The organism is Bacillus methanolicus PB1, assembly GCF_000262755.1.
GTDB lineage: Bacteria > Bacillota > Bacilli > Bacillales > Cytobacillaceae > Bacillus_Z > Bacillus_Z methanolicus.
Window position 1 is genome coordinate 395,690 of record NZ_AFEU01000001.1, and the last position, 23,997, is coordinate 419,686.

Genomic DNA, 23,997 nt, shown 5'->3' on the forward strand with positions numbered 1-23,997 from the left:
TTCAAAATTTTGCTTTTGACAACCGATTTTTCTTAAATCGATTTTTTAATAAGTTGTCAGACAATTTTAATATAGCTAGAATGTATATAAGAAACTAATAATTTTTGAAAATTAGGGGGATGGATAATGACAAAGAATGCATATATTAAGCTTGTTCCTTCATCAGCGAAAAAGGATATTACATTAGATGAAGTAAAAGAACTTCTTCTTTATTATAAAAACCTTACTTCTTGTCCGCAGACACCTTCGATGTCGGATTGTTTGCCAGTGGCAATGACATGGCAAGTGAATATCAGTCACCCACAATGCCACTGGCAGTTGTAATGGTCTAATTCTATGTCGATATCGACCTACTAGAATAACAAATTCTTTAGCTCTTTTTTTAGTAGTGTAATTAATAATTAATTTTAGTAGTGTATCCCTTTGTTCCTCAATTCAGAAATTTCATCATCTAAGTACTTCGATTACAGCCTCCATTTCTGCAATGCCATCCTGCAGTTGTACAAAATACTCTTCAAGTCTCTTCAATGCCCATCCCTCTTTTAAAGATCGTTTATCACCCGATGAATGTGTGATTCACCCACAATTTTATGTCCCTGAACAAAGGCATCCAACAAGCTTTGGCTACACAGGGTATTGATTTTCCTTGGAACCCCATGACTGAAGTTGAAAATCGCTTGGATGGCCTCTTCTGAAAAAATTTCTTGAGGGGTTTCTACCGCATCCAGCTGATGACGAATATATGCATATGTTTCCTTTTCAGTTAACCCACTTAGTTGATATCTCATCTGGATCCGTTGGTCGATTGCCTCCAGATGTTTGGACTTGAGTTGGTTTCTTAAACTTGGCTGTCCCACGATAATGAGAGCTAATGGAGACATTGAATCTTCCCGGAAATTAAGGATAAAGCGCAATTCCTGCAACATCGATTCAGAAAAATGATGAGCCTCATCCAGAATCACGACGGGAATCTTTTTTTCATTTTCATAAATATCGAGCATTAATGATTGGTACTGCCGTTTGACATCGGTTGACCGAAAGGCAGGCTGTATGCCAAAGTCCTGTAGGACTTCCCTGTAAAAGAGCTTTGGAGTCAGAGCAGAATCACAGATGTACAAATACCGATATTGCATGGGATCCAATTGATGGATTAGAGCTCGAACCGCGGTTGATTTCCCCATCCCGGCCTCTCCTGTCAACAGGCAGAACTGCCTGTGGCGAGCCGTGTACTCCAGCCGGGCTGCAGCCTCTGTGTGACTGGAAGCTACAAATAACTGACTTGGTGAAATTTCACGAGTGAATGGGACATCCTTCATTTCGAAAAATTCTAACATCAGGCCTGCCCCCCTGACTGTTTTTCTTTCCACTGCACAAAACTAGGTGTACCTAGCTGTTTACGCTTTTCCTCTTCTTGCCTCTGTTTTAGTTGTTCCAGGAAGCTGGAGACATATGTGGAAGAAGAGTCGTCAACCGATTCATCCGGCAGTTTAGAATGGCTTTGACTTAGGAGTTCTGCTGGTTTGGCATCATCAAAACGCTGCCCATCTTTCCAAACTTGTATGTACGAAAGGTCAAACGGATTGTAGCGGATTTGAATCTTTTTCCCCCGCAAAGATGAATCGACATCATACATGTTTCCTTCCAACTCTATTACGGCGGTTTTGCGCACTGTGCGTTCCTCTTCCCACAGGAAAATTTCCCTTAACATTTCTGCGGGGATCAGACGGTGATTTTCCTGGTTGGCTTCAAACCGTTTTCTAGGTGTCTGTTTTGTACTTCGATGAACCCGGTTATCGTAGGCTTCCAACCACGAACGAAGATACTCGTTTAACTGCTTCAGCGTAGTAAGCTTTCCTTGATTGATTAAAAGGTTGGCTTCGCCTGTAAAACTGGAATCTACATATTGAAAAAACTTCTCAATTTTACCCTTTGATTCCGGCGAATAAGGCTTCGCGTGGATCAGCTTAGTGCCCATACGGGCACAAATCACTTTGAATTGTTTGGCATTGTATACGGAACCATTATCACAGAAGAAAAGATGAGGGGCTCCATACTTTAAGACGGCTTTTTGAACACACCTTTCTAATCTGGGGTACCGTTCCTCAAAAAAGAATTCCGCATGCATGATACGCCGGCTATGATCATCGATAATGGCAATCAGGTAGGCCTTCTTGCGTTTTTCAGGATTTTTTGGATCCGGCAAATAAAGGGTGTGCTGGGTGTCAGCCTGCCAACAATCATTTGGTGCTTCATGTTCAAAATGCCGGAACTCTTTCTTTACTGCGTGATGAAGATCTCTCTTACTCAAGCCCTGTTCCTGAAAATATCGGGAAAGAGTACGGGGTTTCAGGAATCCAACCGGCACCTTCCCCTCTAGCTCAAGGATGCGGATAATTTGTTCCACACTTCGGCTTGGAAGCTCTTTCCTGAGTTCAATGGCACGCTTCAGTACCTCGGGATCCTGTTTCCGAAGGCTGCCTTTCTTTTCCCTGACCTGAGGTTTCAGGGCTTCAAAACCTCCTTGTTCATATGCCTGGAGGTATCTTTCGAGGGATCGAATACTGATGGTCGTCTTCTCACTGCCTGGAATCGTATAGCGTTGTTTGGCTATTTCCCGCAATAGGGCATACCTCTCCCCGGGCTGTAATTTCCGCTGAACCACTTGGGCAATTAACCCAAATCGGAAAGCGGCAATGTCATTACGCAGGTTTTCATTCATTCTCTTTTTCTCCTTTTTCCACAAAATAGGTAAATGATAAAACAAACTCTATTTTCCTCTCATTTTTCTTTCCAGAAAAGGGACATATTTTGTGGAGCAAGGAAATGGATATTCATCCTCAAATTTACAAATTGTCCGCCAGTTGAAAAGACAGACCACTGATTAAATCCGGATAGGGGATTGGCGGAAATGTATGGATGAAAAAAGTTTCCCTGGCCCGGGAATGGATCGATCCTCCCCAAAAAAGGAGGAAACCAGGATAAGGAATTCTTCAGCCGAACCAATTCCTTTACGATAAAGGGCTAGCAACCCGTCTCCATCCTGGTAGTATTCAGCCATCCTCTTCCGTTCATTCTTCCACCATTTCAAAAAACGGGCGAAATATTTGGCTTTCCACCTGTATAGTGTTTTTTGGGAGACAACGGAAACTTCTTCAGTAGACAGGCGCTCCGGAAGGAGGACCAAAGGGAGGCCGGAAAAGATCCACCGAAGAAGGAATTCAATGATGTGATTGGCAAATCGTCCCCATGGAACAATAAAGCAAGGTATCAATGAAAAAGTCTTCTTACAGTCAGGGCACCTTCTACGCATAATCGGAATCTCATGAGATCTCGTTTTAAAGTGCACCGTCCTCTTATATTTTCCATGCTTTCTAGTTCGCCTTCCGCAGCAGGGACATAAGATTTCAAGTTCACTCGTTTCTATAGTGGAAATATATCTCTTGATTGAGACAAAACATTCTAGTATGATAGGCATAGTGTGAGAGGGTCGTTTGTTCTCCGGGCCGGCAAGCAGGGAGGAACAAATAACCTTTTCCTTTATAGTTATAGTTTAAAGAGCCGACAGCTTCTCTGACCATTGTACCATAGTCAAAGAAGCTGTCGGCTCTTTCTTTGTACATAATCTGACAAAATAAGTGGTGAAAATCTCCTGTAGTGCGACAATAGATCAGGCGCTCAACAACTTCTAAAACTGGCGACCAGCTTGACTGGAAATACGAGGATGCCGCTTTTCCTTATGAAATTAAAGAAAATGAGGAAGGAAAAGGTAAATGGTTTTATTTATATTCCAACCGTGACCGCTATCATTCAATCATATTCGGGGTTGATAAAGAAACAATTGTTACTGAGGATGGAACAAAAATGGAGCAAACATATATACAAATAACTCTTCCTGAGAGCTCAACATTTGGAGACAAAGGAAAGGCAAATGAGTTTTGCAAATTATTTGCTAAAAAGCTGCAAGGGGAACTTCATTTATTTAATGGACGAATTATGTACTATTATCCAAGAAAGCAATAAACAAAAGGGTGCTCATCAACTGCATCGTAATTTGAAATGCGCCATATAGTGCAAGGCTTACTAAAGTGACAAGGAACGTTTTTTTCGCTGATTTCATAATAAAGTTTCCTGCAATAATGGCCAAATAAAAAAACACTAAAAACATCAATACATTGTATATCGGCTGATCTCGCTTTGAAAGCCATTCCATAAAAGTATAACCGCTCCATAGTATCAGCTGTACTAAAATAACAGTATATATCTTCATAGAGCACCACCGTCTTTTAACTTTATATTTAAACTTCCAATGAATACTGCTTGTATAGGTAATATATGTAGAAGAAGTACAAGATATTTGCAATATATAAATTGTAAAATGAGAATTTCTGACTTAACTGCAAAAAAATCCTTTCCCGCTTGGAAAGGATTTTTTTTGATGGGTGTTTACTTTAAAATATGGATTGGTGTTCCTAGAGCTACTTCCGCTGCTTCCATTGTAATCTCGCCTAAAGTCGGATGAGCGTGAATAGTCATGGCAAGGTCTTCAGCTGTCATTCCAGCTTCAATCGCTAGACCCAATTCAGCAATCATATCAGAAGCGCTTGGTCCGGCAATTTGTGCACCGATGACTAGTCCGTCATCTTTACGAGTAACGAGTTTCATGAATCCTTCGCTGCTGTTCAGTGAAAGAGCACGGCCGTTTGCCCCAAATGGGAATCTCGCTGCGATGACTTCAATTCCATCTTCTTTCGCTTGACTTTCGGTATATCCAACAGAAGCAAGTTCAGGGTCTGAAAAGACAACTGAAGGAATACCAAGATAATCAATTTCTGAGTTGTGGCCGGCTATTACTTCAGCGGCAATTTTTCCTTCATAAGATGCTTTATGAGCTAAATCAAGTCCTTCGACAACATCGCCTATTGCGAAGATATTGCTTACAGAAGTACGGCATTGTTTATCAGTTTTAATAATGCCTTTTTCATTCACTTCAATTCCTGCTTGTTCTAAACCTAGTTCATCAGTATTTGGACGGCGGCCAACCATGACAAATACGTAATCAGCCTCGATATTTTTCTCTTCGCCCTTCGCTTCGTATGTTACGACGACACCATTTTCTTTTTCCGCGACACCTTTTGCCATTGCTTTAGTGATTATTTCTGCACCTTTTTTCTTTAGGTTGCGCTTAACAAGTGCAGTCATTTGTTTTTCGAATCCATGTAAAATATCATCTGCTGCTTCAAGAATTGTTACTTGAGAACCAAAGCTTGCATATGCCCCGCCTAATTCAATTCCAATATATCCACCGCCGATTACGACAATTTTATTTGGAATCTCCTGAAGGCTTAAAGCACCAGTCGAATCAAGTACACGTTTTGAAAATTTTATTGAAGGCAATTCAATTGGTCGCGAACCAGTAGCTATAATAGCATTTTTAAATTTATAAGTTTGGGCTGAGTTTTCATCCATGACACGTACAGTATTTGCATCTACAAAATATGCTTCTCCTCGGACAATATCAACTTTATTTCCTTTTAACAGGCCTTCAACACCGCCGGTCAGTTTTTTAACAACCGACGCTTTCCATTCTTGAACTTTTGAGAAATCTACTTTTACATTCTCGGCAATAATTCCGATTGAATCAGACTGTTTTGCTGTTTCATAGCGGTGTCCTGCAGAAATCAAAGCTTTTGAAGGAATACATCCAACATTCAAGCATACACCGCCTACTGTTCCTTTCTCAACAATCGTAACTTTTTGCCCAAGCTGTGCTGCACGGATTGCAGCTACATACCCGCCTGGACCAGCACCAATGACAAGAGTTTCTGTTTCAATAGGAAAATCTCCTACTACCATTTTTTACGCCTCCATTAACAAAAGTTCAGGATCATTCAACAAACGCTTAATGTGGTTTAGTGCATATTGGGCAGTTGCCCCGTCAATAATTCTGTGGTCAAAGCTTAACGATAGTGCCAATACTGGAGCCGGAACAATTTCACCATCTTTTACTACAGGTTTTTCTGCGATTCGTCCAATTCCAAGAATGGCAACTTCAGGATGGTTAATAACCGGTGTAAACCATTGGCCCCCGGCAGACCCGATATTAGTAATTGTACATGAAGCGCCTTTCATTTCATCCGGTGACAATTTTCCTTCACGGGCTTTCGTTGCCAATTCGTTAATTTCTTTTGAAATTTTGAATACTGATTTGCGGTCAGCATCTTTTACAACGGGGACTAATAAACCTCTGTCTGTATCTGCTGCTATTCCGATATTATAATAGTGCTTATAGATAATCTCTTCTTTTTCGTCGTCAAGTGAAGTATTTAAAACCGGATATTCCCGTAAAGCACTTGTTAATGCTTTTACAACGTAAGGCAGGAATGTAAGCTTAATTCCTTTTTCTGCTGCGATTTCTTTGAATTTCTTACGGTGGGCAACAAGTTTTGTTACATCCACTTCATCCATTAGTGTTACATGTGGCGCTGTTTGTTTGGAATTTACCATCGCTTTGGCGATCGCCCTGCGAATTCCGCTCATTTTTTCTCGTGTTTCCGGATATTGACCTTGCGGAACTGTTGGAGCAGCTATTGTTTCTGTTTGCTGTGCAGCTGCATGATCAGCTTTTGGTGCTTCAGATTCAGCTTTAGCCTGGCCGCCGCTTAAGAATAAATCAATATCTTCTTTTAAGACACGTCCATTTTTACCGGAACCGGCAACAAGACGAATATCTACACCTTTATCACGAGCATATTTGCGGACAGAAGGCATTGCGATAACACGGCGGTTCGCATCAACTTCTGTCTGTACAGGAGACTCTGCTGCATTTGTTGGATCTTGTGCTTCTTGCACGGCTGCTGAATCCTTTTTAATATCCCGTCCGGATTCTACTGTTGATTGTACTAGAGATTCTTTTTTTTCATCTTTCTTTGGCGCTTCTTCATGGTCATCGCCTTTAAATTTTAAATTTTCATAGCCTGGTGCATCAAATGTGATTAAAACTTGTCCGACAGTCGCCACAGCACCTTCTTCAACTAATATTTTTTCAACCGTACCTGTAACAGGGGAAGGAATTTCTACTACTGCTTTATCGTTTTGCACTTCACATAAAACATCATCTTCCTGAACTTTGTCACCTTGCTTAACAAACCATTTGACGATTTCACCTTCATGAATACCTTCGCCAATGTCAGGCAATTTAAATTCAAATGCCACTTGGAATCACCCTCCTAAGTTCACGTTGCTTAATTTGCAACTTCGTTATATTACGTACACAGGGGCAATCAGTTCATGCCCCTTTTCTTTCCATCACGATTCGATTAATTAAAAAGTCAATACTTTTTTCGCTGTTTCAATGATGTCTTTAGAGTTTGAAAGCCATACAGATTCCGCTTGCGGGAACGGGTATACTGTATCAGGAGCTGTTACGCGCAATACAGGCGCTTCCAGGCTAAGGATGGCTCGGTCGTTAATCTCTGCAACAACATTTGCTGCAATACCTGCTTGTTTTTGAGCTTCTTGTACAACGATTGCCCGGCCGGTTTTTTCCACTGATGAAATGATTGTCTCAATATCGAGAGGAACAATTGTCCGCAAATCAATCACTTCTGCCGAGTAGCCTTCTTTTTCAAGCTCTTCAGCAGCTTTTAGAGATTCATGCACCATTGCCCCATACGTAATAATGGATAAATCTGAACCTTCTCTTTTAATATCAGCTTTGCCTAATGGAATGATGTATTCCTCTTCAGGTACTTCTTGTCGGAAAGAACGGTATAATTTCATATGCTCAAGAAAAATAACCGGATCATTATCACGAATAGCAGAGATTAATAAGCCTTTCGCATCATAAGGAGTAGAAGGGATGACGACTTTTAAACCCGGCTGCTGTGCTACTAATCCTTCCAAGCTGTCAGCATGGAGCTCCGGAGTATGCACTCCGCCTCCAAAAGGCGAACGAATTGTAATGGGGGCATTGTACCGGCCTCCGGAACGATAGCGCATTCGGGCCATTTGCCCGCTGATAGAATCCATTACTTCGTATACAAAACCGAAAAACTGAATTTCAGCAACCGGACGAAAGCCTTGCAAACCAAGGCCAATCGCGAGTCCCCCGATACCGGATTCAGCCAGCGGAGTATCAAACACGCGTTCTTCGCCAAATTCTTGCTGAAGGCCTTCTGTTGCTCGGAAAACGCCGCCATTTACGCCCACATCTTCTCCAAATACTAATACATTCGGATCATTTCTCATTTCTGTGCGTAACGCATCCGTGATTGCTTGAATCATTGTCATTTGCGCCATGGCTTAATTCGACTCCTTTTCTTTATAAATTTCAAATTGTTCTTTTAAGTAGGCAGGCATTTCTTCATACATAACAGACATTAAGTCAGTCACCTTTTGTTTTGGTGCTTCATCAGCCTTTTTGATCGCCTCTTTAATATCTTCTTTCGCTTTTTCAATCACTTCATTTTCCATTTCTTCATTCCATATTCCTTTATTTTCCAAGAACTTACGGAAACGAACAAGCGGATCTTTCTTTTCCCATTCGCTGTCTAAATCAGATGTACGATAACGTGTTGGGTCATCTCCGGCCATTGTGTGCGGACCGTACCTGTATGTTAATGTCTCGATTAGAGTAGGTCCTTCTCCGTTAATAGCGCGTTCACGAGCATCCCGGACAGCAACGTAGACTGCCAGCGGATCCATTCCATCTACTTGAATTCCCGGAATTCCGGCTGCAACAGCTTTTTGCGCAATTGTTTTTGCTGCAGACTGTTTTTCAACAGGTGTAGAAATCGCAAAACGGTTATTTTGTACAATAAAAATAGCCGGAACCTTGAAAGCACCTGCAAAGTTTATACCTTCGTAGAAGTCGCCTTGTGAAGCACCGCCGTCACCTGTATACGCTATGGCAACAGATTTAGCTCCGCGTTTTTTCATGCCAAGTGCAACTCCTGCAGCCTGAATGTATTGGGCACCTATAATAATTTGTGGAGCAATTACATTTACTCCCTCAGGAATTTGTCCTCCTTGAAAATGGCCGCGGGACCATAAAAAAGCTTGATATAGCGGCAGTCCATGCCAAATGATTTGCGGAACATCACGGTAACCAGGCAAAATAAAATCCTCTTTTTCTAATGCGAACTGTGAAGCAAGCTGGGAAGCTTCCTGTCCGGCTGTCGGTGCATAAAAACCTAAGCGTCCTTGACGATTTAAAGAAATGGAGCGCTGGTCGAGGATACGTGTATAAACCATGCGGCGCATTAATTCTTGTAATTGTTCATCGTTTAATTCCGGCATTGCAGCTTCATTTACGACTTGCCCGTCTTCATTTAGAATTTGAAACGTTTCGAACTGCTGCTCAATTATTTCAAGCGAATGTTTAACATCCAATAGATCCTTCTTTGTTTTAGAAGTCATTATTGCCACCTCTTCCTTTCTCTTAAAACGATTTAAATGGATAGTTATAAAAATGCAAATATAGATTGCCCAAATGCAAGGCTAATTAGAAACCTGTACGATCTTTGGGGCGTTGAACCATGCTGTCAAACGGAAAATTTTGGAGTTTTCCTTTTCTGTAATGAACGTCTGAAAAACCACACTCTATGCAGTTTTCCACAAGTTTGCTATTTAAAAACGTTCGATTATGATTTTCACGATTTCTCTCATTCTGTATCAATTTATTTCTAAACAACATTAATACAACAACCCTATGCATTTTAAGTGTACATATAAAAAAGAAACTCGTCAAATACTTTACAATAAGTTTTTTTGTCTACATATTCGAATTGTTTATTAACTAAACTCTCAAACTGTATTATTAAAAAGCATAAATCTGTACTATAAAACTTTTTGGAATTTCTATCGTGTTATAATAAAGTAAGTATTCATATTAATAATATTATTATATTAATAAAATAATTCATTATCATATAAAAAAAGAACCAGCAATATTAGCTGATTCTTTTAATGAGATTTTATTTTAAATTTTGCTTTTTCATAAAAATTTCTTTTCGCGTTATTATAATCCTCAGTTAATTTATTGAATGCTTTATTTGCTTCAATGACTTTTTTGTATGATTCATTTATTATATGAATCTGAGTTTCAAGCTGTTCAAGTGTTATATCTTCCTGCTTGAACATCTCATACAATTCCTTGTCATATTCAAGACCTTTCGAATAATGCTTATTAAGTATATGATAAGTTTTATATCGGTCCATCATTATATTATATAATTGTTCAGCATGCTTTTTTAACTCTTGATCGTTTATATCATCGATAATTGATGTTAATTTCGCAAATTCTTTCGAAGAAGCTTTCATACTTTTTTCTTCTTTCAAAAGATGTTCCTTTCGTTTTTTAATTATGGTCAGTGCTTCATCAGACATCTTTACGATTTGGCCATATTCGTCCATTCCAAGGGCAATTATTTTTTCAAATAGAGCTTTCTCATCTTTTTCCAATTTGACTAGTTGTTCTTGCTGTTCTTCAAAAGGTTCCTCAAGAGCAACCACTTTTTCAAGCACTTCATATATTTTCTCTTCAGAAGTTCGGTGGCCGAAACAGCCTGTTAATGGTAAAAAAACGACAATAAATAGTAAATACAAACGACTATTTTTTAAGATCGACAATGTTCGTCCTCCCTGAAATAATAGTTATTGCTTTCTCTGCAGTTTCTGCTTTTGACAAAATACAATACAAGGAATAGAGGATAAGGGCTTGTACTATTACCCATTGTATTCTTTAATAATTCAATTATGATTGGGCACAGGCCTAAACGAGTAGCTTTTTACACTCATAGGCTATAGTAATCGCCAGATATAGATTCCTTTTCTGGACGAAATATTTTAAGGGGAGGTTATCCTTTATGTACGGATACGGTGGATACGGTTATTGTTGTTATCCAAGCTACTGTCATGGTTACGGAAGAGGATTTGCGCTAATCGTAGTCTTATTTATTCTCCTCATCATCGTTGGCTGTGCGTGCTGGAACTAATAAAAGCGGAAGCGGCTTGACAGGCTTGAACGGGCTTGATAGGAAGAATGGGAAGGTGCACTTAGCATCTTCTCTTTTTTTGTGGAAAAGGGGCGGAGCTACGCTAACAAAAATAGAAAAGCTAAACTTATCTTAAGCAAGATACTTGTTTAGCTTTGTAAATATTTAGAGCTTTGCTTCGCTCACACCGCCTTATTATGTTGGTAAACTATATAAATGAGATCCATTTCCATGTTAGGGTTGGGAGTTTAATACTCATGCTCGTTTTTTGTTAACTTTTTTTGCCTTCTTTGTTAGACTAAAATCGTACTTATGAGTAAGAAGATCTCTTAAATGCATTGAAAGCCATAAGGAGTGTGTTTTTATGTTAACGATGGATGACATCATCCGCGACGGGCATCCAACTTTACGAAAAGTTGCTGAAGAAGTCGATATGCCGCCGTCAGATGAGGATAAACGTATATTAAAAAGCTTGTTGGAATATGTAATAAACAGCCAAAATCCAGAAATTTCTGCGCAGTATGGCTTAAGACCGGGGATTGGTCTCGCCGCACCGCAAATAAATGTTTCAAAGCGCATGATCGCTGTCCATGTCCATGACGAAAAGGGAGCTCTTTACAGTTATGCTCTATTCAATCCAAAAATTGCAAGCCATTCTGTTGAACGGGCTTATTTAACATCCGGAGAAGGATGCCTATCTGTTGACGAATCCATCCCCGGTTATGTACCTAGATATGCCCGCGTTACTGTGAAAGGCTATGATATTGATGGAAATGAAGTCAAACTGAGATTGAGAGGCTTGCCGGCTATTGTGTTTCAACATGAAATTGATCATTTGAACGGTATTATGTTTTATGATCATATTGATAAACAAAATCCGTTTAAGCCGATTGAAAACGCAATCCCTATTGAACGATAAATTTTTTATTTAATAAAAAAGGCTGGCTCAAAAAATGTAAAGAGTCAGCTTCTTTATAATTTAAATGGAATCGGAAATTTATGCAGCGGCCTTTTTCCCGATTTTTCTTTTTTTTCTTCGAAGATATTAAATTAAGCCCAACCCAAACATTGCTCCATATAATTTTCCTATCGTTTCCTCCAAAATTTTCTCGCGAGTAGAAGTAATGCCTTTTATTTACATTTTCAGAATTATGGGAAAACGAAGAATTCCAGTTATCCCCATGAAAAAAACCTATGATTTATCATATAATATAATAAAAAGCCCTTTTTAGAAATTATTCTTTTTAAACATTTTCCTTGATTGCTTTACTTTGGACAAGGATTGTTTAAAATAAGAAGTAAGGAGTTGATCCACTATGTTAAAGAAGCTTAGAAAGAAGCTCTTAAAACAGTGGAAGGAATTGCTTCGTAAAAAATCAATTGCTTAAAATGTTTTTTTATGAGCCCTTCAAGCTTGCGAAGGGCTCCTTCCTTATTGTAAATTGATAATCAGTTGTTTTACATACAAACAAAATTTTCCGTTTCTAGAAATCACGCCGGCGATAAACATGAAATGCACTATATTTTCTTATATTATAAAAAAGTTATTTCGGAGTAAGGAGAGAATTTAAATGATTTTCAAAGTATTTTACCAGGAATCCATTACACAAGTACCAGTAAGGGAAAAAACAAAAACCCTTTATATTGAAGCTGAATCAGAAAGAGATGTTCGATCTAAACTGGCAGACAGGACTATAAATATTGAATTTATACAGCCTGTTTCGGGTGCTTTTCTAGAGTATGAGCAACAAAATGAAGACTTTAAAGTATTGGAGATTGAATAATTTATGAAATTTGTAAAAAATGATCAAACTGCCGTATTCGCCCTGGGGGGCCTTGGAGAGATCGGCAAAAATACGTATGCAGTTCAATTTCAAGATGAAATAATTCTAATTGATGCAGGAATCAAGTTTCCTGAAGACGAATTACTGGGTATCGATTATGTTATACCTGATTACTCGTACCTTATTAAGAATGAAGACAAAATTAAAGGCCTTTTCGTAACACACGGACATGAAGACCATATCGGCGGAATTCCTTACTTGCTCAGAGAAATAAATATTCCGATTTACGGTGGAAAATTAGCATTAGGCTTAATAAAAAACAAACTGGAAGAACATGGTCTTCTAAGAAATGCAAAGCTTTATGAAATTAAAGAAGATGACGTCATTAAATTCCGTAAAACATCGGTTACATTTTTCCGAACCACTCACAGCATTCCTGATTCATACGGGATTGTCGTTAAAACGCCTGCAGGGCAAATTGTTCACACAGGCGATTTTAAATTTGATTTCACTCCAGTAGGCGAGCCTGCAAACTTAACAAAAATGGCTGAAATAGGAAAAGAAGGAGTACTTTGCTTGCTCTCTGACAGTACCAATAGTGAAATCCCAAATTTCACCATGTCAGAACGGCGTGTCGGAGAAAGCATTCAAGACATCTTCAGAAAAGTAGATGGCCGAATCATTTTCGCGACTTTTGCATCAAACATCCATCGACTTCAACAAGTAACAGAAGCGGCTGTTATGAATGGCAGGAAAATTGCGGTTTTTGGACGGAGCATGGAGGCAGCTATTGAGATTGGCAGAGATTTGGGCTATATTCGTGCACCTAAAGATACGTTTATCGATGCACAGCATATTAATCGCCTTCCTGCAAACCGGGTAACCATACTTTGTACCGGAAGCCAAGGAGAACCAATGGCTGCCCTTTCACGAATTGCCAATGGAACACATCGCCAAATACAAATTATTCCGGGAGACACTGTCGTCTTCTCATCTTCTCCAATTCCGGGGAATACGATAAGCGTCAGCAGAACAATCAACCTTCTTTACCGAGCCGGTGCGGAGGTTATCCATGGATCGTTAAATGACATTCATACATCAGGACATGGCGGTCAAGAAGAACAAAAATTAATGCTCCGCTTAATGAAGCCTAAATTTTTTATGCCGATCCACGGGGAATACCGGATGCAGAAAATGCATGTAAAACTTGCTGTTGACTGCGGAATACCTGAGGAAAATTGCTTTATTATGGACAACGGCGAAGTTCTTGCTTTAAGTGAAGATGAAGCAAGAGTAACAGGAAAAATCCCTTCAGGATCTGTATATATTGACGGGAGCGGCGTCGGTGATATTGGAAATATTGTTTTAAGAGATCGCCGTATTTTATCTGAAGAAGGACTGGTGGTTGTTGTTGTCAGCATTAATATGAAAGATTTTAAAATTGCAGCCGGTCCTGATATTATTTCGCGCGGGTTCGTATATATGAGGGAATCGGGAGACCTTATCAATGATGCCCAAACTTTAATAACAAAACATCTGAACAAAGTAATGGAAAGAAAAACAACTTTATGGTCAGAAATAAAAAATGAAATTACAGATACACTTGCACCGTTCCTCTATGAAAAAACAAAACGCCGACCAATGATCCTTCCTATTATTATGGAAGTATAAAAAAAAAATGAGGCTTACTTAAAAGAAAAGGGTCAGACCCCTCCAATACAATATAGAAAATCATTAATAAAATAATTCTATATAATATTGTTATTGCCGGAAGGATCGAGACCCTTATGAGTCAGCCCCATTTTTATTTTTATTTTCATCTCTATTCTTGCCGATGATTCCCTTTTTTCTTATACTTTTTTACAATCAAGTAACCACCTATTCCTGCAAGCACAATAAGCAGTAAAATTGGCAAATTTCCGAATATAAAGACTGTCATACCGGAAATTGCAGTTAAAAGAAGGTTTAAGCTTTCTGCAAATTGCTTTTTCGTTCTTTCCCAAGTATTTAGATCCTCTTTTTTAATTTCCGGAATAACAATTTTATCTTCGTATAATGAAATCGTTACTGTAGAGAAAGCCGTCTGGTTTTGATAATATTTTATTCTCCCTTTTAATTGTTCAATTTCCTCCTGCACTTTTGATAAATCAGTGGATATCTTCAATAAATCTTCAGTTTTCTGGGCATTTTTCATGAATTCAAGGAGACGTTCTTCGACCGCTTTTTTTGATCGTAATCTTGACTCCAAATCCACATATTCTTCCGTTACATCTTGACCGCTGACATGGCGTAGCAGAACTTCGACAGCCTCTCCTTGTACATCTCTCAAAAATTCATCAAACTTAACTTCTGGGATTCTGAGCATTAACGTACCTTCTATCTGCCTTTTACCTTCACGGAAGACATTTGAATCAACGATATAGCCTCCGTATTTTTTAGCTTTTTCTTCAATTGACTTTTGGGCTTTATTAAAATCTTTAACACGCAAATTCAACTCTGCATAATAAATAACCATGCGCTCCGTTGCCGCCATTGCTTTATTGTTTGTTTCTTCCCCTGCTGTTACTGCAGTCTCTTCTACCTTTTCCTGCATGGCAATATTTTGACTAGATATAGCATCGGAATTAGGTGATGCCATTTTTCCGTATTCACTTTTTTTCTCACCACTATTGCTGCTGCAGCCGGAGAATATGAAAATAAGTAAAATAAACAAATAAAAAATCTGTTTTAACTTCATTTTACCGCCAACGTCCCTTCATTGTTTACATTAAGAGACGTTACAGTTTATAAAAAGTTACATGAAACAACAGCTTTTCACAGTCTAAGAGAAAGATACATAAAGTCAAAAAAGATTGGCCTTTAGACCAATCTTTACTAAGCACTTTGTTCTGTTTCACTTAAGACACGATTTACACGTTTCTCAAGCATTTTCATTCCGCTTCCACCAGCCTGATAGTGACGAAGGTTTCCGTCTTTATCAAATACATAATACGCTGGAACGTATTGGTTTTCAAATGCGTCTGCTAACTTATGCTCGCTGTCAATGAAAATTGGCTGAGTGATTCCGTGCTCAGCTGCTACTTTCTTAATATCTTCAATATCAAGGTCATTTTCGGAACGAGGCATATGGACAGCAACAACATTAAGTTTGTCTTTATATTCGTCCCGAAATTGATTTACCTGAGGCATAGCTTCTTTACATAAATGGCAGCTGATTGACCAGAAATGAATAAGTGTAGGTTTTTCACCAATAAGCTGTTCTCTTGTAACTTCACCGTTTAACCACGCAGTCGCACCGTTCAACTCAGGCATTGGTTCGCGTAACTTCATTATCGTTCTCCTCCTTCTTGTACGAATCAAGAACGTATCAAAGTTCTGAACAGATTCATCTAATAAAAGGCCTAACAGCAATGGTTAGGCCTTTTTAATTTGAAAATGATATTAAACGTTTAAAGTTGCTTGTCCCGGTCTCCAGTTTGCAGGGCAAAGTCCGCCAGTTTGAAGAGCTTGAAGAACACGCAATGTTTCATCTACATCGCGGCCGATATTATTGTGGTGAATTACAGAATACATTAACTCGCCTTCTGGGCTGATAATGAATAGTCCGCGGAGTGCAACGCCTTCTTCTTCAATAAGTACACCATACTCACGGGAAACAACATGGTTAGTATCAGCTGCTAAAGGATATTTTAAATCTCCAAGACCATTGTCTTTACGATCAGTTTTAATCCATGCTAAGTGTGTGTGAATTGTATCTGTAGATACGCCGATTACTTCAGCATCTAAATCTTCAAACTCATCGTAGCGGTCAGATAATGCAATAATTTCAGTTGGGCAAACAAATGTGAAGTCCATTGGATAGAAGAAAAGAACTGTCCATTTACCCTTTTTCATGTTTTCCTCAAGGCTTACTTTCCCAAATTCTTTGTTTGGCATAACTGCATCCATTTCAAAACGTGGTGCTTGTTTTCCTACCATGCGTTCTGGCATTTATGATCCCTCCAATATATATATTAAATGGGCAAAACCTTAAAGGTTTGTCCCATTTCTTACTTTCAAATATCATTATAGTCCAAGGCTTATTTTTAGTCAATATTAAATTATAATTTTTTTAAATAAATATTAATTATTATACCGAAATAAAAGGCACATTAATTATTTATCCCTTTTCACACATTTATATTCTATATTTATTTAAAAATTAGAGCCTGTTAATATTTTCTTCTTTCCACGTTTATAGTTTATCACGAAAATGATAGGGTTCAAAATAATATGCTTTTTTCAAAAGTGATCGGAAAAGAGGCTGTCTCAGACAGCCTCCTTATCGATTTCCTTTATATTCAATGTATTTCGTGAGAAAAGAAATGGCTTTCTCAATTGCAGCTTCATTTGGATTCAATTTTGAATGATGGAGCCCGAACTCGGACTCAACTCCAAGCCAAAACATGAAACCAGGAATTTCTTTTAGCATGTAGCCAAAATCCTCACCAGTCATTGCTTCTTTACATTCAATGACATGAATGTCCGTATAATTTCTAATAAAATCCATAAATTCTTCCGTAATCTTTTCATCATTAAAGACTTGATGGTACATAGAACCGAAGTCCACGCTAACTTCACATTCATATCCTGTTTCTATACCTTTTATTAAGGACAAGATTCTGTCTTTCACTTTTTTCATGGAGTTTACGGAAAGGGTCCGGATTGTCCCCTCCAGTCTTGCTTTCTCAGCAATAATATTTTGCACCGTTCCACCGGTAATTTTACCAATTGTAATAACGGCGCTATCAAGAGGATCAACGTTTCTTGCCACAATAGTCTGAAGCTGGGTAACAAGTGAACAAGCCGCTATAATCATATCATTCGTCTGATGAGGATAAGCAGCGTGTCCTCCTTTTCCTTTCAAATCAATGAACAATTCAGAGGTATTCGCAAATAGTAGTCCCTTTTTAACTGCAATTGTACCTACAGGGTATTCAGGTGCAATATGCAGGGCAAAAATGATATCCGGCTTCCACTTCTGCATGATTTCTGACTTTAGCATTGGCTCTGCGCCGCCCGGACCTTCTTCAGCAGGTTGAAAAATAAATAATAGATGATCATCGATTGGATTGTTTGCAAAATATGTAACGAGCCCCAACGCAATGCTCATATGGAAATCATGGCCGCATGCATGCATTTTCCCTTCATGAATTGATCGATATGGCAATTCTGTTTCTTCTGAAATCGGCAACCCATCAATATCTGTTCTGTATCCAATAGTTTTGCTTGGATTTTTTCCTTTAACTTTAACAAAAAGCCCTGTTTTCCATTTTTTTATTTCAACTATTTCTTGAGGCAGAGATTGCAAATAATTTAATAAATACTGCTGTGTCTTAAATTCCTGAAAGCCGAGTTCTGGAATTTGATGCAGATCACGTCGGATTTTTACAAACGGACTTGTTATTGTTTCCACTATTTTCCCCCCTAATAGAAAAGCGCGGATATTGATCCACGCTAGTAGTGTTTTTTCATTTATTATAACTGGCGAAGTTCCTGCTTAATCTCTGTTTTTGATTTCGTCTTTTCATCGATTTCTTTAATAACACGTGCAGGTGTACCTGCCACAACTGTATACGGTGGAACATCTTCTATAACAACTGCTCCGGCAGCAACGACCGCTCCTTTGCCTACTGTCACGCCTTCCAGTACAACTGCGTTCGCTCCAATTACAACATCATCTTCAACGACAACAGGCTTGGCAGAAGGTGGTTCAATAACCCCGGCCAAAACAGCACCTGCACCAACATGGCAATTCTTACCTACTGTTGCACGGCCGCCGAGAACAGCGTTCATATCAATCATTGTCCCTTCCCCGACAACAGCTCCAATATTAATCACTGCACCCATCATAATGACGGCATTGTCGCCAATTTCAACTTGGTCTCGGATTATCGCACCTGGTTCAATCCGCGCTTTGATGTTTTTCATATTTAACAGAGGGATCGCAGAATTGCGGCGGTCATTCTCAATAACATATTCCTCAATTTTCGCTTGGTTGGCTTCAAGTGCTTGATTTATTTCACTCCATTCGCCAAAAACAACGCCTGTGTTCCCATTAAGAAAAGTCTTTGCACTTGGGCCAAAATCAATTTCTGAAATATCACCTTTTACGTAAACTTTTACCGGTGTAGTTTTTTTGCTATTTTGAATGAATGAAATAATTTCGTTGGCATCCATCATTTTCATCGGAAAGTCCTCCTCTATGTATATGCTAAAAATACTTTATCAAACAAAAATATTGAAGACAAGAAGAACGTAAAAAACTATTCTCAAATTTCTTTTTATTATATAAAATTTTTCATTCCTTCTCGGATTCTTTTATATGTTCCATAATCAAATCTGCAAAAGCTTGCACCTGCTTTAATTGAAAAGCTGATTCATACCCAAGGAGCCATGTATCCCTCTTGATTGGTTCGTTATGTTCATCTAAAAGAGGGATTTTAAAAATGTTTTTATCTGCTCCATTTAATGTAATTGCCGGTAAAATGGCATAGCCGATTCCGTTGAAAGTCATCTGTTTGCATGTTTCAATCTGGTCAACAACGATCGTTCGTTTTGGAGCAGTCTTAAACTGGCGGTGCCACCAGTCCTGAATTTCTTGATAATAATTTGAGTCGCTTTTAAATTGAATAAAAGGCCTGTCTGTTTCAAAGACTTGCTCGGGCTTTGTTATTTCGGTATCGACCAAAAATAGGCTGTCTTTAAACAAATGAATCTTAACCCCTTTCCAGTCGGGGGTCCCTCTAATAATTCCTATATGCACTTGATCCTCATATAACGTTTTTAATATTTCGCTGCTCCATCCGGTTATAAGCGATATTTTAGCATGCGGGTATCGATTAACAAATTTCTTTAGAACTTGTGGAAGCCAATTTTGGCCGACGATCGAAGCAACAGCGATTTTTAAAGTGCCGTGGACTTCTGTATTAAGGGCATGTATGGACTCGCGAACTTTTTCTTCCTTTGCCAGCACCTCTTTTACAAAAGAAATAACGTATTCTCCTGCCGGAGTAAGCGTCAGCCCTTTTTGAGAACGAAGAAAAAGTTGTGTTCCCCATTCCTTTTCAATCGTTTGCAATCGCTGTGAAAGAGCAGGCTGAGATACAAACAGCCTTTCAGCAGCCTTCCTCATATTCATTTCCTGAGCCAAAACTGAAAGCAATTGAAACTCTGAAAGAGATAACATACCAATACTCCTAAATAAGTTTTTCTTAGTATTATTTATTTGCTTGTGAATTTGTTACTTGTTTTTTTAAAGCTTATCCCAACCATATCACCCCTGAAATTATATCCATCCATACAATTTATTACAAAAATTAAAACGGCAGAAAAAAATTCAGCCCCTTAAATGGAGCTAGTGATTATGTGATCTGAAAAGATATTTGTTTAGCCGTTTCAGAACACTTCTTCTCGTTAAAATTCCTTCAAAATATCCTTCATAATCAACAATGCATAAAAACGGATGGTCGACAAGAAGCTCCAACGAAAAATCACTAGAACTATCAATCCTTAAACACGGGATTGATTTATTCATGACTTCTTCTACACGTTTCTTTTCCAGTAGTTCAAACTCTATTCGTTCAATGCCAAGAATTGAATCCATGATAATCGGTTGGCTGATTAATCCATGCAACTTATAATGCGGATCAAGTACAGGAATAGCCGAATATCCACTTTTTGTCAATACAAGCAGTGCATGCTCCAAATTATTTCCGATTTGCACATGGGCAACACGTTCTGAAGGAATCATCACATCTTTAATACTAAAATTTAAAAACTCCCCGCTGTCCAAACTTATCATCACAAAAAAACTCCTCATTAAATTTCTAAAATATACCCTCATTTTAACACAGTTTTTAAATCGTGCGCGTTCAATGTGTGTTTAAAGTAAAAATGGACCAGTTAGAGGCCCCGATTTCAGTTATGCTACTGAATTAAATCAAAGATTTCGATTGTAATCATATCAATGTTATCAAATTGATATTTCTTTGGCTTTTCTTTATCGTTATATACTTCTAATTCAAATGTTTCAGTCTTTGGATGATAAGTTACCTGACACTTTCTTTCGCCATTTACCTCAAAAAATCTTTGAACAGGTTCTGAACCGCCAGATTGGTCCTGCAAGTTTTTCAATCTTGTCAAAATACCTTGAAGCTGTGACATGCTCCCTCTCCTTTCAAACAAAACAAACCTGATATAACTAGGTTACACGATATTCATTTTTATATCCCAAAAGAATGGTTTTTGAATATTCGATTGCTTTTCTTTACATGCCAATACTAACAGAATAAAATAATGAAAGGTATTTGTACAATTAAAAATTTTTGAAGGAAGTGATTTTTTGAATAGTCCTGTACAAGTGGAAAACAATATTTTCTTAATTGATGCAATAGATTTAGGAATGAAAGAACGAACAGGTGCATATTTACTGACAGAAATTGATTTAACGATTATTGAAACATCTGCAAGCCCTTCTGTTCCGTTTATCCTGGAAGGATTACGAAACTTAAACATATCGCCGGAAGACATAAAATACATTATTGTCACACATATACATTTGGATCATGCGGGAGGAGCAGGTTTATTATTAGAATACTGCCCAAACGCAAAAATTGTCGTTCATGAAAAAGGGGCAAGGCACCTTGTAAACCCTGAAAGGCTGATTGCCGGAGCAAAAGCCGTATACGGAGATAAATTTAATGCCTTGTTTGACCCGGTTGTACCAGTTCCGGAAAATAGAGTGATTATCAAGAAAAATAAGGAAACGCTTTCTATCAGCGAAAATTGCACACTGACCTTCTATGATACACCGGGACACTCAAATCACCATTTTAGTATTTACCATCCGGGTGTAAATGGAATGTTTACAGGTGATACCGCAGGAGTTTTTTATCAAGCGCTTATTAAAGACGGAATAGAGTTATATTTGCCATCAACGTCCCCTAATCAGTTTGACCCGGAAAAAATGCTTGCTTCACTGCAACTGTTTGAAAATATGGACTTACGCTATATTTTCTTTAGCCATTACGGCGTATCTGAAAAACCTAATGAAGTATACAAGCAAATACGATACTGGCTACCTGTTTTTCTCGAAGAGGCGAAATTGGCGTTTGAACAGGAAGAAACAACGGAAATGCAGGTGCATGAAACAGAAGCTCGGTTAAGAAAACGAGTGACTGAATATTTGGCCAGCAAAAATATTCCTTCAAACCACTCTGTATTTCAAATCCTTTCACTTGACTTCGAGATATGTGCTATGGGAATAATAGATTATCTTACAAAACAATAACTGCGTCGAGTGTAAGTTAATGGAGGAAAAGACTTTGGAAAAGATAACTGTTTACAGCCAGCCCGACTGTCCGACTTGTACCGTTGTAAAAGGATTTTTGCAGGAAAATAAGATTGAATACGATGAAAAAGGTATTAAAAAAGACAATCGTGCAAGAGATGAACTAATTAATAAATACAAGTCATACTCTACTCCAACGGTTGTAATAGGAGAAGAAATTGTTGCCGGGTTTGATTTAGAAAAATTAAAAAGCCTTCTCAAGTTATAAAAAGGTGTCGCCAATCGACACCTTTTTTTCTAAGAAGAGGAGGCCTGGCCCTCCCATTTACCAATTATACGCTAAAACTGAAAAAATGATCGTAAGAATAAGCAATAGAAAAAAGATTAAATATGTCAGAAAAATTGGATTGTTGATATAAGCGTGTCTTTGCACAGGACCGGGAATTTCTGAATCCAAATCCCCTTTAACATTTTTCTGACTCTTTGCTAAGCTCCATGTATACCTTAATGCAAAAACAAGAACCCCGATTCCGGCAACTAATAGAATTAACATAAATAAACTCAAAGGAATACCTCCTTTTTCATACTGTTAAAATTAAGTTGCCGCTTCAAAGAAAATTCTATTCTCGGGGGTCTGGTCCTCAATTTTTTTACAGCAATCCTTCATGTTCATACAAATAATTGTATGATAAGTCGATAAAAAGAAAGTCCTTGTTGTTTAATGGGAAAGAAAAGGTGCGGATTGTTTCGCCCGTTTCAATATCGCTGTACAAATCAGATAAAATTCCTTTTTTTTCATTCCTCATTCGGATAATATTTTCTAAAAAATAAGGGCGCCAGCTCCAATTTTTCTTCAAATATTCATTTTGCAAAATCCAGTTTTTATCTTTTTTGAAGATATTAGGTGATTTTTGGAAACCGTCTTCATCACATACGTACATCCTGAAGGCAATCCCGTCCAAGTGTTTGGCAAAAGAATGAAGCAATTCGGTATAATCCTCATATTTTTTGAACTTATTAAGTAAATTTTGTACTTTTTCCTGGAACTCCTCAGAAATGTTAAAAAGTGCCTCAAGCTTCTTTTTTTCATAGGAAATAAATTGATGAAATTCCTTCCCTAACCATTCTTTTAACAGTTCTCTTGAAATAAATTCACCGTATGGTTTATGTAAGTAAAATCCTTGAAAATAACGCCCCCCATTTTTCCAGGCAAATTGCAGCTGGTAAGCGGTTTCAATATTTTCAAAATGCAACATTGCTCCGATTTTTCTTGCCAAAAGCGACAATGAGTACAATATAGCCTGATATGACGGTCCAGTATTTATAGATCTTAATGCTCCAAGATCTACTTTTAAAATATCAGGAGACAACTGTCCAATTCGATCAAGATGGCTGCTGTCGTTTCCTATTTTATCAATCGCAATTTTTAAACCGAACGTTTTATAATAATTCAAGAGATGCTCGAGATGATCCGGTCTGCCTTCATAATTTCGATCCGAAATTTCGATGACGATTCTTTCAAGTGCTATTCCTTTTTGCTGATATTCAAGCAAAAGCTGAAGAAAATGTTCGCCATTATCATGCATTAAGAGTTCTGCATCCCTGTTTACAAACAAAAGAACATCTTGATCCAAGGAAATTGCTTTTTCCAACGCTTTCGTTAAAACAGTATTATCTACTTCTAGCTTGTATTCTTCAGGAATTTGATGATCATGAAAAAAAGGGCCAAGGCTAATTATTTCCGATTCATTATTATATCTTCCTAATATTTCGTAACCGATGACTTTATGTTCATCTGCACTGAATATTGGTTGAAAATAGGGAATAACGTTATCTAAATTTGTTAATATATCCAATGCATCCATTCGCAGAACCTCCATACCTTTCG

26 protein-coding genes and 1 pseudogene are annotated in these 23,997 nt (G+C 38.2%); 8 read left to right on the forward strand and 19 right to left on the reverse strand.

Annotation, left to right across the window (positions count from 1 at the left end; all coding sequences use genetic code 11):
* Nucleotides 1–126: 126 nt before the first annotated feature.
* Nucleotides 127–324 carry a DUF1885 family protein gene (locus tag PB1_RS17955; RefSeq protein ID WP_003350380.1) on the forward strand — a complete coding sequence of 66 codons (198 nt, stop codon included), beginning with the start codon at nt 127–129 and terminating at the stop codon, nt 322–324.
* Nucleotides 325–542: 218 nt separating this feature from the next.
* Here PB1_RS17955 and PB1_RS01810 read toward each other — a convergent pair whose 3' ends face one another.
* From PB1_RS01810 to PB1_RS18485, 3 genes are all read right to left on the reverse strand, one after another.
* On the reverse strand, nt 543–1,334 hold the full coding sequence (locus tag PB1_RS01810; RefSeq protein ID WP_003350381.1) for an ExeA family protein: 792 nt from the start codon (nt 1,332–1,334) through the stop codon (nt 543–545).
* Nucleotides 1,334–2,719 carry a DDE-type integrase/transposase/recombinase gene (locus PB1_RS01815; protein WP_003350382.1) on the reverse strand — a complete coding sequence of 462 codons (1,386 nt, stop codon included), beginning with the start codon at nt 2,717–2,719 and terminating at the stop codon, nt 1,334–1,336. Before PB1_RS01815 ends, PB1_RS01810 begins: the two co-directional genes overlap by 1 nt.
* Before the next feature lie 162 nt (nt 2,720–2,881).
* Nucleotides 2,882–3,475, reverse strand: coding sequence for a DUF6431 domain-containing protein (locus PB1_RS18485; RefSeq protein ID WP_420796280.1), 594 nt, complete (start codon nt 3,473–3,475; stop codon nt 2,882–2,884).
* Between the two features lie 197 nt (nt 3,476–3,672).
* On the opposite strand from PB1_RS18485, the pseudogene PB1_RS01825 reads away from it, so the two are divergent.
* Nucleotides 3,673–4,020, forward strand: a pseudogene (locus PB1_RS01825) (DUF1885 family protein); the annotation flags it as partial.
* On the opposite strand, the gene PB1_RS01830 reads toward PB1_RS01825, so the two are convergent.
* The 6 genes from PB1_RS01830 to PB1_RS01855 all read right to left on the reverse strand — a co-directional run bounded on the left by PB1_RS01830 (nt 3,992) and on the right by PB1_RS01855 (nt 10,629).
* Complete coding sequence (locus tag PB1_RS01830; RefSeq protein ID WP_003350390.1) at nt 3,992–4,267, reverse strand: hypothetical protein; 276 nt, start codon at nt 4,265–4,267, stop codon at nt 3,992–3,994. The pseudogene PB1_RS01825 and the gene PB1_RS01830 overlap by 29 nt on opposite strands.
* Nucleotides 4,268–4,443: 176 nt before the next feature.
* Nucleotides 4,444–5,853 (reverse strand): dihydrolipoyl dehydrogenase, encoded by a 1,410-nt coding sequence (gene lpdA / locus PB1_RS01835; protein ID WP_003350391.1) that lies wholly within the window; start codon nt 5,851–5,853, stop codon nt 4,444–4,446.
* A gap of 3 nt (nt 5,854–5,856) precedes the next feature.
* Complete coding sequence (locus PB1_RS01840; protein ID WP_003350392.1) at nt 5,857–7,212, reverse strand: dihydrolipoamide acetyltransferase family protein; 1,356 nt, start codon at nt 7,210–7,212, stop codon at nt 5,857–5,859.
* A gap of 108 nt (nt 7,213–7,320) precedes the next feature.
* Nucleotides 7,321–8,298, reverse strand: a complete 978-nt coding sequence (locus PB1_RS01845) for an alpha-ketoacid dehydrogenase subunit beta (RefSeq protein ID WP_003350393.1) — start codon at nt 8,296–8,298, stop codon at nt 7,321–7,323.
* Between the two features lie 3 nt (nt 8,299–8,301).
* Nucleotides 8,302–9,417 carry a pyruvate dehydrogenase (acetyl-transferring) E1 component subunit alpha gene (gene pdhA / locus PB1_RS01850; RefSeq protein ID WP_003350394.1) on the reverse strand — a complete coding sequence of 372 codons (1,116 nt, stop codon included), beginning with the start codon at nt 9,415–9,417 and terminating at the stop codon, nt 8,302–8,304.
* A 546-nt stretch (nt 9,418–9,963) separates the two neighbouring features.
* The gene (locus PB1_RS01855) at nt 9,964–10,629 is read right to left on the reverse strand and encodes a YkyA family protein (protein ID WP_003350395.1); all 666 of its coding nucleotides are present in this window, start codon (nt 10,627–10,629) and stop codon (nt 9,964–9,966) included.
* Nucleotides 10,630–10,865: 236 nt separating this feature from the next.
* Between PB1_RS01855 and PB1_RS16715 the strand changes: the two genes are divergently transcribed.
* The 4 genes from PB1_RS16715 to rnjA all read left to right on the forward strand — a co-directional run bounded on the left by PB1_RS16715 (nt 10,866) and on the right by rnjA (nt 14,449).
* On the forward strand, nt 10,866–10,994 hold the full coding sequence (locus PB1_RS16715; protein ID WP_081485582.1) for a YjcZ family sporulation protein: 129 nt from the start codon (nt 10,866–10,868) through the stop codon (nt 10,992–10,994).
* A 364-nt stretch (nt 10,995–11,358) separates the two neighbouring features.
* Nucleotides 11,359–11,913 (forward strand): peptide deformylase, encoded by a 555-nt coding sequence (gene def, locus PB1_RS01860; protein WP_003350396.1) that lies wholly within the window; start codon nt 11,359–11,361, stop codon nt 11,911–11,913.
* Between the two features lie 652 nt (nt 11,914–12,565).
* Entirely contained in the window at nt 12,566–12,778 is a 213-nt protein-coding gene (locus PB1_RS01865) for a DNA-dependent RNA polymerase subunit epsilon (protein WP_003350397.1), read from the forward strand.
* Between the two features lie 3 nt (nt 12,779–12,781).
* Nucleotides 12,782–14,449, forward strand: coding sequence for a ribonuclease J1 (gene rnjA, locus PB1_RS01870; protein WP_003350399.1), 1,668 nt, complete (start codon nt 12,782–12,784; stop codon nt 14,447–14,449).
* A 151-nt stretch (nt 14,450–14,600) separates the two neighbouring features.
* On the opposite strand, the gene PB1_RS01875 is transcribed toward rnjA, so the two are convergent.
* The 8 genes from PB1_RS01875 to PB1_RS01910 form a co-directional block, all read right to left on the reverse strand.
* A complete protein-coding gene (locus PB1_RS01875; protein WP_003350400.1) occupies nt 14,601–15,515 on the reverse strand; it encodes a DUF4349 domain-containing protein in 915 nt (304 codons plus the stop codon).
* A 137-nt stretch (nt 15,516–15,652) separates the two neighbouring features.
* Nucleotides 15,653–16,108 carry a TlpA family protein disulfide reductase gene (locus tag PB1_RS01880; protein WP_003350401.1) on the reverse strand — a complete coding sequence of 152 codons (456 nt, stop codon included), beginning with the start codon at nt 16,106–16,108 and terminating at the stop codon, nt 15,653–15,655.
* A gap of 111 nt (nt 16,109–16,219) precedes the next feature.
* Nucleotides 16,220–16,768: a peroxiredoxin gene (locus PB1_RS01885; RefSeq protein WP_003350402.1), complete on the reverse strand. Its 549-nt coding sequence runs from the start codon at nt 16,766–16,768 to the stop codon at nt 16,220–16,222.
* Nucleotides 16,769–17,099: 331 nt separating this feature from the next.
* Nucleotides 17,100–18,233, reverse strand: coding sequence for an N-acetyldiaminopimelate deacetylase (locus tag PB1_RS01890; RefSeq protein ID WP_003350403.1), 1,134 nt, complete (start codon nt 18,231–18,233; stop codon nt 17,100–17,102).
* 62 nt (nt 18,234–18,295) lie between these two features.
* Nucleotides 18,296–19,006, reverse strand: coding sequence for a 2,3,4,5-tetrahydropyridine-2,6-dicarboxylate N-acetyltransferase (gene dapD, locus PB1_RS01895; RefSeq protein WP_003350404.1), 711 nt, complete (start codon nt 19,004–19,006; stop codon nt 18,296–18,298).
* Nucleotides 19,007–19,118: 112 nt separating this feature from the next.
* Complete coding sequence (locus tag PB1_RS01900; protein ID WP_003350405.1) at nt 19,119–20,006, reverse strand: LysR family transcriptional regulator; 888 nt, start codon at nt 20,004–20,006, stop codon at nt 19,119–19,121.
* A 168-nt stretch (nt 20,007–20,174) separates the two neighbouring features.
* A complete protein-coding gene (cbpB, locus tag PB1_RS01905) occupies nt 20,175–20,621 on the reverse strand; it encodes a cyclic-di-AMP-binding protein CbpB (RefSeq protein WP_003350406.1) in 447 nt (148 codons plus the stop codon).
* Nucleotides 20,622–20,746: 125 nt separating this feature from the next.
* Nucleotides 20,747–20,983: a YkuJ family protein gene (locus PB1_RS01910; RefSeq protein ID WP_003350407.1), complete on the reverse strand. Its 237-nt coding sequence runs from the start codon at nt 20,981–20,983 to the stop codon at nt 20,747–20,749.
* A 178-nt stretch (nt 20,984–21,161) separates the two neighbouring features.
* Between PB1_RS01910 and PB1_RS01915 the strand changes: the two genes are divergently transcribed.
* Together PB1_RS01915 and PB1_RS01920 are read left to right on the forward strand one after the other, a co-directional pair.
* Nucleotides 21,162–22,109 (forward strand): MBL fold metallo-hydrolase, encoded by a 948-nt coding sequence (locus PB1_RS01915; RefSeq protein ID WP_003350409.1) that lies wholly within the window; start codon nt 21,162–21,164, stop codon nt 22,107–22,109.
* Between the two features lie 34 nt (nt 22,110–22,143).
* Nucleotides 22,144–22,377, forward strand: a complete 234-nt coding sequence (locus PB1_RS01920) for a glutaredoxin domain-containing protein (RefSeq protein WP_003350411.1) — start codon at nt 22,144–22,146, stop codon at nt 22,375–22,377.
* 57 nt (nt 22,378–22,434) lie between these two features.
* On the opposite strand, the gene PB1_RS01925 is transcribed toward PB1_RS01920, so the two are convergent.
* Both PB1_RS01925 and PB1_RS01930 read right to left on the reverse strand, forming a co-directional pair.
* Entirely contained in the window at nt 22,435–22,674 is a 240-nt protein-coding gene (locus tag PB1_RS01925) for a hypothetical protein (protein WP_003350412.1), read from the reverse strand.
* Between the two features lie 85 nt (nt 22,675–22,759).
* Nucleotides 22,760–23,974 (reverse strand): EAL domain-containing protein, encoded by a 1,215-nt coding sequence (locus tag PB1_RS01930; protein WP_003350413.1) that lies wholly within the window; start codon nt 23,972–23,974, stop codon nt 22,760–22,762.
* Nucleotides 23,975–23,997: the final 23 nt, after the last annotated feature.

Excerpts from the sequence above, each read along its gene's own strand:
- PB1_RS01830 (WP_003350390.1), bottom strand. The coding sequence starts at position 4,267 with ATGAAGATATATACTGTTATTTTAGTACAGCTGATACTATGGAGCGGT.
- PB1_RS01815 (WP_003350382.1), bottom strand. The coding sequence starts at position 2,719 with ATGAATGAAAACCTGCGTAATGACATTGCCGCTTTCCGATTTGGGTTA.
- PB1_RS18485 (WP_420796280.1), bottom strand. The coding sequence starts at position 3,475 with ATGCCTATCATACTAGAATGTTTTGTCTCAATCAAGAGATATATTTCC.
- cbpB (WP_003350406.1), bottom strand. The coding sequence starts at position 20,621 with ATGATAAGTTTGGACAGCGGGGAGTTTTTAAATTTTAGTATTAAAGAT.
- PB1_RS01885 (WP_003350402.1), bottom strand. The coding sequence starts at position 16,768 with ATGCCAGAACGCATGGTAGGAAAACAAGCACCACGTTTTGAAATGGAT.
- PB1_RS16715 (WP_081485582.1), top strand. The coding sequence starts at position 10,866 with ATGTACGGATACGGTGGATACGGTTATTGTTGTTATCCAAGCTACTGT.
- def (WP_003350396.1), top strand. The coding sequence starts at position 11,359 with ATGTTAACGATGGATGACATCATCCGCGACGGGCATCCAACTTTACGA.
- PB1_RS01880 (WP_003350401.1), bottom strand. The coding sequence starts at position 16,108 with ATGAAGTTACGCGAACCAATGCCTGAGTTGAACGGTGCGACTGCGTGG.
- PB1_RS01910 (WP_003350407.1), bottom strand. The coding sequence starts at position 20,983 with ATGTCACAGCTTCAAGGTATTTTGACAAGATTGAAAAACTTGCAGGAC.
- PB1_RS01810 (WP_003350381.1), bottom strand. The coding sequence starts at position 1,334 with ATGTTAGAATTTTTCGAAATGAAGGATGTCCCATTCACTCGTGAAATT.
- PB1_RS01875 (WP_003350400.1), bottom strand. The coding sequence starts at position 15,515 with ATGAAGTTAAAACAGATTTTTTATTTGTTTATTTTACTTATTTTCATA.
- PB1_RS01900 (WP_003350405.1), bottom strand. The coding sequence starts at position 20,006 with ATGTTATCTCTTTCAGAGTTTCAATTGCTTTCAGTTTTGGCTCAGGAA.
- PB1_RS17955 (WP_003350380.1), top strand. The coding sequence starts at position 127 with ATGACAAAGAATGCATATATTAAGCTTGTTCCTTCATCAGCGAAAAAG.
- rnjA (WP_003350399.1), top strand. The coding sequence starts at position 12,782 with ATGAAATTTGTAAAAAATGATCAAACTGCCGTATTCGCCCTGGGGGGC.
- PB1_RS01865 (WP_003350397.1), top strand. The coding sequence starts at position 12,566 with ATGATTTTCAAAGTATTTTACCAGGAATCCATTACACAAGTACCAGTA.
- PB1_RS01930 (WP_003350413.1), bottom strand. The coding sequence starts at position 23,974 with ATGGATGCATTGGATATATTAACAAATTTAGATAACGTTATTCCCTAT.
- dapD (WP_003350404.1), bottom strand. The coding sequence starts at position 19,006 with ATGAAAATGATGGATGCCAACGAAATTATTTCATTCATTCAAAATAGC.
- PB1_RS01845 (WP_003350393.1), bottom strand. The coding sequence starts at position 8,298 with ATGGCGCAAATGACAATGATTCAAGCAATCACGGATGCGTTACGCACA.
- lpdA (WP_003350391.1), bottom strand. The coding sequence starts at position 5,853 with ATGGTAGTAGGAGATTTTCCTATTGAAACAGAAACTCTTGTCATTGGT.
- pdhA (WP_003350394.1), bottom strand. The coding sequence starts at position 9,417 with ATGACTTCTAAAACAAAGAAGGATCTATTGGATGTTAAACATTCGCTT.